We start from the raw sequence: 5,476 nt of genomic DNA on the forward strand, positions 1-5,476 counted from the left end.
TATGTTCAACTAAGCAAATCGAAAATTATTTTGCTCACTGCTGTTACTGTACCTCTTAGTCACGCAAAGTGCTGTATATACACTTCCTGCTCGATATAGATGTCCAATAAATTCCTTCTTTTTCGTGTCCATACTAACAATTGGATTTCCCTGTAGCTCATACTCTGCAGTAATTCGGGCCATATTTTCAAATTGTTCATTACGATTCTTTGTTACTCCGGTTGTTTGTTTTTTTTGAGCTTGACGTTTCACATATCCATGTTTTTTTAACAGTTTTTTAACAACTGTTGTACTGACTATTATTTCCTGAGCCTTCAAACCTTCAACTATTTGTTGCTGGGTAAGATTTGTCCATTTAATTTTTTCCGACATTGGATCTCCGGCTGTGTGTTTTTTTAAGACTTCTAAAAAACGCTCATTTAAATCAGGTATCTCAGACTCCCTAGTTTTTCTTCCTCCTCCACGTCGGCGAATCCTCTGTTGATTACAAGTAGTGTCTGATTCACTTTTTAACTCCTTAATTCCCTTGGCTATTGTATTCCTGTCTACTCCCAAAACTCGGGCTATGTAAATAATTCCACCACGACCAAGTTTTACGGCTTCTATCGCTGCATATTTTCTTTGGTCTTTTTCAGATAAAGACTGATGATGTTTTCGCATTAAATCAGTAATTTCGTCTGAGTAATACATAAATTAAGTTAGTCAAAAATTATTCAAATCAAAAAATTATGGGTGACATAAAAATAACCAAGTAGGTATAATACTTGACATCTCTACCGAAACATAAACCTATTCATATTCACTCATTTATTTATGATACATCGCTGATGTTATTAATTTTTTTTCTTAGGAAAGATTGACGATCGCCCGATCGATCAGTTGGAAAAAAAGTTGTCGATCTGCCTCTGAAAAGCCCTCGACAGGTCGAGCTCGGATTTCAGCTACCAGCGGGGGCAATACGTCTTGCTGTTCCCTGCCGGAGTTTGTCAGCCAAATGCGCCAAATGCGAGTTTCTCTCTCCCGGCGGACTAGGCCTGTTTCTTCCATGCGATCGATCGCGCCTGTCAGCGTCCCGCCTACCTCTTGCAGTTTGTCGCCAATGCTGAAGTCGGCAAACCGTCTTCTTGCCACAAGCCCAAAGGGTGCCAGCAGGTTTTTTGGCGAATGCTACGCTAAAAGCGGGAATCCGCCCTCTGCCAGATATGTTAACAATTCTTATTGTTCTTAAACTAGAAAGAGTAAATCTAGTTTGCGATCCGAATTTATGTTGCTTCCAGCCGACCAACGCACCAAGTTAGATGACACCGACGACAATTTGTTCTACTCCTATCCTCGGTTTGTAACGCACGTAGACGATGGATTTATCCAGCAACTAACCGATTTGTATCGGGAACGGCTGAAACCGAATACTCGGATTTTTGATATGATGAGCAGTTGGGTTTCTCACTTGCCCGACGAGATGCAATTTGCCCATGTTGAAGGGCACGGCATGAATGAAGAGGAGTTGGCAAAGAATCGCAGACTGAATCATTATTTCGTGCAGAATTTGAACGCAAATCCCAAATTGCCACTGCCGGATGCAGAGTTTGACGCGGTTGTCAACTGCGTTTCCGTACAGTATTTGCAACACCCAGATGTGATTTTTGCCGAGATTCACCGCATTTTGAAGCCTGGTGGCGTAGCAATTATCAGCTTTTCCAATCGGATGTTTTATCAAAAGGCGATCGCGGCTTGGCGGGAAGGTTCCGAGGGCGATCGGGTCGAATTAGTTAAAGGTTACTTTGATTCTGTCAAAGGAGTGAATATACCTGGATTTAGCAAGCCGGAAGTAATTGTTCGCAAGCCTAACTTGCCGAGTTTTATGCAAATGCTGCGAATACCAAGCGGCGATCCGTTTTATGCGGTAGTTGCTTACCGCCAAAGTTAGGATTTTGGGGCAGTAAGGACTTTAGGTGGAGATGGAAAACACTAAAGTCCTTACTACAAACCGATCGAAAGCTACGCTCTTTAGGTTAGGATATATTTAATATTTGTTCCTAAAATATGGAAAACAAACTTTTGCAGCGCATCACACTCGATCCAAATATCTGTCACGGAAAACCCTGTATGCGCGGTCTCCGATATCCAGTATAATTAATTATTGAATTACTTAGTTCGGGTATGAATACTAAAGAGATTAGAGATGACTATGAGGATTTAGAATATAAAGATATTCTAGCTGGTTTGCTATTTGCAGCGCGACGGAATCAAGTGAAAAGCATATACTGAGTATTGTAGTTTATAAGTAATCCTAAAGTAGGTTAAAACCTTGATATGAAACCATACCAGCAAATAGCGATCGACGAATGTAGCGAACCTTTAGTCCCTATTCCAGCAGAACATTTTGCATTTGAAATGCCGCACCCTTATCAAAAGTTGGGTGCACCGTATCACAACAGCAAAGCAGATTCCCCTTACTACTTGCGGCAAGGAGTTGTAAATAGTTTAATCGCCGCTCAAACCCAGCTACAGCAAAATTATCAAAATTGGAAAATTCTGATATTTGACGCTTATCGGCCGGTGGAAGTGCAGCAATTTATGGTAGATTATACTTTTAATCAAATTGCCCTAGCTCAAGGCTGCGAATTTCCGGTTTCCGAAGACAAACGCCAAGTGATTATAGAACACGTCTATCAATTTTGGGCAGTACCCAGCCTCGATCGCGCAACCCCTCCTCCTCACAGTACAGGTGCAGCTTTAGATATAACTTTAGTGGATGAAAACAATCGGCAAATTGATATGGGTTCTCCGATTGATGAAATATCAGAACGTTCTTATCCCGATTATTTTTGTAATAGCAAGGAGCCTCAAAAACAGGAATATCACCGTCGCAGGCAAATATTAAAAAATGCGATGATAGCTGCGGGTTTTCAGCAACATCCTAACGAATGGTGGCATTTTTGTCAGGGCGATCAGATGTGGGCTTGGTTGACAAATAAAAACAATAGTGGTAGTCAATTGATTGCCCGATATGGCCGCTATTAAAAGGGTACGCAATTAAATCGGAACGGGCGCACCCGCGACCTTAAGAAAAGGTTTTTTTGACCAAAAACCTCAGCTTGTAACTGCTTCGTGTGGCAATAAACCTGGTTTCTGACACTCTGTGCCTCCCGCACTATAAAAGTATGAGCAAAATAAATCATTTGTGTCAGGATACACTGCAACTATTGCCAGCGGGGTAGCGGTGGTTTAAAATCAACGAGAGCTAACAAGTGCAGGCAATATTTGCCAGCACCGCAAACCCTAAAGGATAACTCAGAGTTCACCCAATGAAAGCACTCATCCTCTCTGGCGGTAAAGGAACACGCTTGCGTCCCCTCACCTATACGGGTGCTAAGCAGTTGGTTCCTGTAGCAAATAAGCCGATACTGTGGTACGGAATTGAAGGAATTGTGGCGGCTGGGATTACTGATATTGGGATTATTATTAGTCCCGAAACCGGGGAAGAGGTGAAGACGAAAACAGGAGATGGATCTCGCTTCGGGGCGAAAATTACTTATATCTTGCAAGCAGAGCCGGCAGGACTCGCTCACGCGGTAAAAGTTGCCAGACCATTTTTGGGCGATTCTCCGTTTATTATGTATTTGGGAGATAACTTAATTCAGAATCAGTTAGATCCGTTTTTAGAGATTTTTAACAAGCAGAAACTAGACGCTCTGATTATGCTGCGTCCCGTTTCCAATCCCTCTGCTTTCGGTGTGGCAAAAGTTGATGAGAAAGGCAGAGTTTTGCAGTTAGTAGAAAAACCCAAAGTTCCGCCGTCAAATTTAGCACTGGTGGGAATTTACTTTTTTGCTCCTACTATCCACGAGGCGATCGATCAAATTCAACCTTCGCCTCGGGGCGAACTCGAAATTACCGATGCCATTCAACAGCTCATCAATCAGGAAAAACACGTAGAAGCCTGCAATTTAGAGGGTTGGTGGCTGGATACGGGGAAAAAAGACGATTTGCTGAGTGCAAACCAAATCATTTTAGATAGCCGTATCGTAGCTTCAACTGAATTAACAGTAGATGCGAAAAGTCAAATTATCGGGCGAGTGCAAATAGGAGAAGGAACGGAAATTATTAATTCTACAGTTCGCGGGCCTGTGGTAATTGGGGAAAATTGCCGCATTGAAAATTGCTTTATCGGGCCTTACAGCAGTATTGCCGATCGCGTGACGATGATTGATGCTGATATCGAACACAGTGTAATATTACAAGGGGCGAAAATAGTTGGCATTCACCAGCGAATTGTTGACAGCGTGATCGGGCAGCGAGCTCAACTCACCAATGCTCCAGCTCGTCCAAAAGCTCTGCGGTTTATGATTGGTGATGACAGTCAAATTGAGTTATAGCAATCCTTGCAGGAGTCGTAAACTTTTTACCCCACCCCAACCCTCCCCGCGGGTTCGGGGAGGGAGTAAGAAATTCACAAATGATTTAGGATTGCTATAGCTTAAATTGAGATATTGCCAATATCGGAAGCAATAATTCTGATTTAACAAGAGAGGAATTTTTTTGTGGGGAGTAGGGGTTGGGCATCCTGCCCGCCCTTGAACAGGCAAGATGCCTGTTCCACAATTAGTTACAATTATTATTCAAGCAGCCAAGATGCCTGTTCCATACTAAATCATAGTAAGTTATCTAAAGGAGACGGAAGTTTGCAGTACGAAGAAATACCAACTCAACAGATAATACATAAATTGCGGCAAACTTTGGAGCCGCGAATTGGTATTGCTGAGCTGTCGCTGTTGGGAACAGAAAATAGTGCGATCGCCCAAAATGAAGATGATGAAGATATCGCCCTTTTAAAGGCAGGTTTCGACATTTATAATATCCCCATTACCTCTTACCAAAGGCGACTCGGTTCCGCAGTCATCGTCGTTAGGAAAATAGTCCGAAAATTGCTCAGACCGGTACTCGAACGACAAGTAATTTACAATTTTGCTAATACGCGGGTCGTGCATACATTAAGCACACAATTGCAAAAATTGCAAGAAAATCAACAAACTATCTTTGAAAAAATTGAATCGGAATTCAGCAGCGAATATCCCGAAGTTACAGCACAGCTTGAGACTCAACAAAGAGCGATCGCCACTTTTCAGTCTGAAATAGAGCAAATTAAAGCAGTGCAGCAGCAACATACTGCTATTTTAGAGAAGATTACCGCTCAATTGCTCGATCGACAAAAATAAAGCATCAAAGATGACCCAAAATAATTTTGTCACAAGGCACCAGATTTATTCGCGAGAGCAATGCTTTAATGCTTCAATCAAAAATCTGAAATTATTAAATCACTCAATCTAAAATCCTAAATCCCAAATCTAAAATTCCTCAATCCTTCAAATTTTCAATTCTTCAAATTTTCACTTCTTCAATCCCAAATCGAAAATAGAAAATTCTTCAATCCTTCAATTCCTCAATCTAAAATCTAAAATCTAAAATCTAAAAT

The 5,476-nt window shown here is 41.7% G+C and carries 6 protein-coding genes and 1 pseudogene; 5 read left to right on the forward strand and 2 right to left on the reverse strand.

Annotation, left to right across the window (positions count from 1 at the left end; genetic code table 11):
* Nucleotides 1-9 precede the first annotated feature (9 nt).
* Both QT979_RS14035 and QT979_RS14040 read right to left on the reverse strand, forming a co-directional pair.
* The gene (locus QT979_RS14035) at nucleotides 10-690 is read right to left on the reverse strand and encodes an ISAzo13-like element transposase-related protein (protein ID WP_333310624.1); all 681 of its coding nucleotides are present in this window, start codon (nucleotides 688-690) and stop codon (nucleotides 10-12) included.
* A gap of 156 nt (nucleotides 691-846) precedes the next feature.
* Nucleotides 847-1,131 (reverse strand): hypothetical protein, encoded by a 285-nt coding sequence (locus QT979_RS14040; RefSeq protein ID WP_333310626.1) that lies wholly within the window; start codon nucleotides 1,129-1,131, stop codon nucleotides 847-849.
* A 133-nt stretch (nucleotides 1,132-1,264) separates the two neighbouring features.
* On the opposite strand from QT979_RS14040, the gene QT979_RS14045 reads away from it, so the two are divergent.
* The 5 genes and pseudogenes from QT979_RS14045 to QT979_RS14065 all read left to right on the forward strand — a co-directional run bounded on the left by QT979_RS14045 (nucleotide 1,265) and on the right by QT979_RS14065 (nucleotide 5,219).
* Entirely contained in the window at nucleotides 1,265-1,927 is a 663-nt protein-coding gene (locus tag QT979_RS14045; RefSeq protein WP_333310628.1) for a class I SAM-dependent methyltransferase, read from the forward strand.
* Between the two features lie 116 nt (nucleotides 1,928-2,043).
* Nucleotides 2,044-2,268 (forward strand): annotated as a pseudogene (locus tag QT979_RS14050) (DUF433 domain-containing protein).
* Nucleotides 2,269-2,313: 45 nt separating this feature from the next.
* Nucleotides 2,314-3,024 carry a M15 family metallopeptidase gene (locus tag QT979_RS14055; RefSeq protein ID WP_333310630.1) on the forward strand — a complete coding sequence of 237 codons (711 nt, stop codon included), beginning with the start codon at nucleotides 2,314-2,316 and terminating at the stop codon, nucleotides 3,022-3,024.
* A 284-nt stretch (nucleotides 3,025-3,308) separates the two neighbouring features.
* Nucleotides 3,309-4,379 (forward strand): glucose-1-phosphate thymidylyltransferase, encoded by a 1,071-nt coding sequence (locus QT979_RS14060; protein WP_333310631.1) that lies wholly within the window; start codon nucleotides 3,309-3,311, stop codon nucleotides 4,377-4,379.
* Nucleotides 4,380-4,685: 306 nt separating this feature from the next.
* The gene (locus QT979_RS14065) at nucleotides 4,686-5,219 is read left to right on the forward strand and encodes a hypothetical protein (protein WP_333057946.1); all 534 of its coding nucleotides are present in this window, start codon (nucleotides 4,686-4,688) and stop codon (nucleotides 5,217-5,219) included.
* Nucleotides 5,220-5,476: the final 257 nt, after the last annotated feature.

Source organism: Microcoleus sp. w2-18bC1 (assembly GCF_036700365.1).
Classification (GTDB): domain Bacteria; phylum Cyanobacteriota; class Cyanobacteriia; order Cyanobacteriales; family Microcoleaceae; genus Microcoleus.

Coding starts and splice junctions, on each gene's coding strand:
- QT979_RS14055 (WP_333310630.1), top strand. CDS start 2,314: ATGAAACCATACCAGCAAATAGCGATCGACGAATGTAGCGAACCTTTA.
- QT979_RS14045 (WP_333310628.1), top strand. CDS start 1,265: ATGTTGCTTCCAGCCGACCAACGCACCAAGTTAGATGACACCGACGAC.
- QT979_RS14035 (WP_333310624.1), bottom strand. CDS start 690: ATGTATTACTCAGACGAAATTACTGATTTAATGCGAAAACATCATCAG.
- QT979_RS14060 (WP_333310631.1), top strand. CDS start 3,309: ATGAAAGCACTCATCCTCTCTGGCGGTAAAGGAACACGCTTGCGTCCC.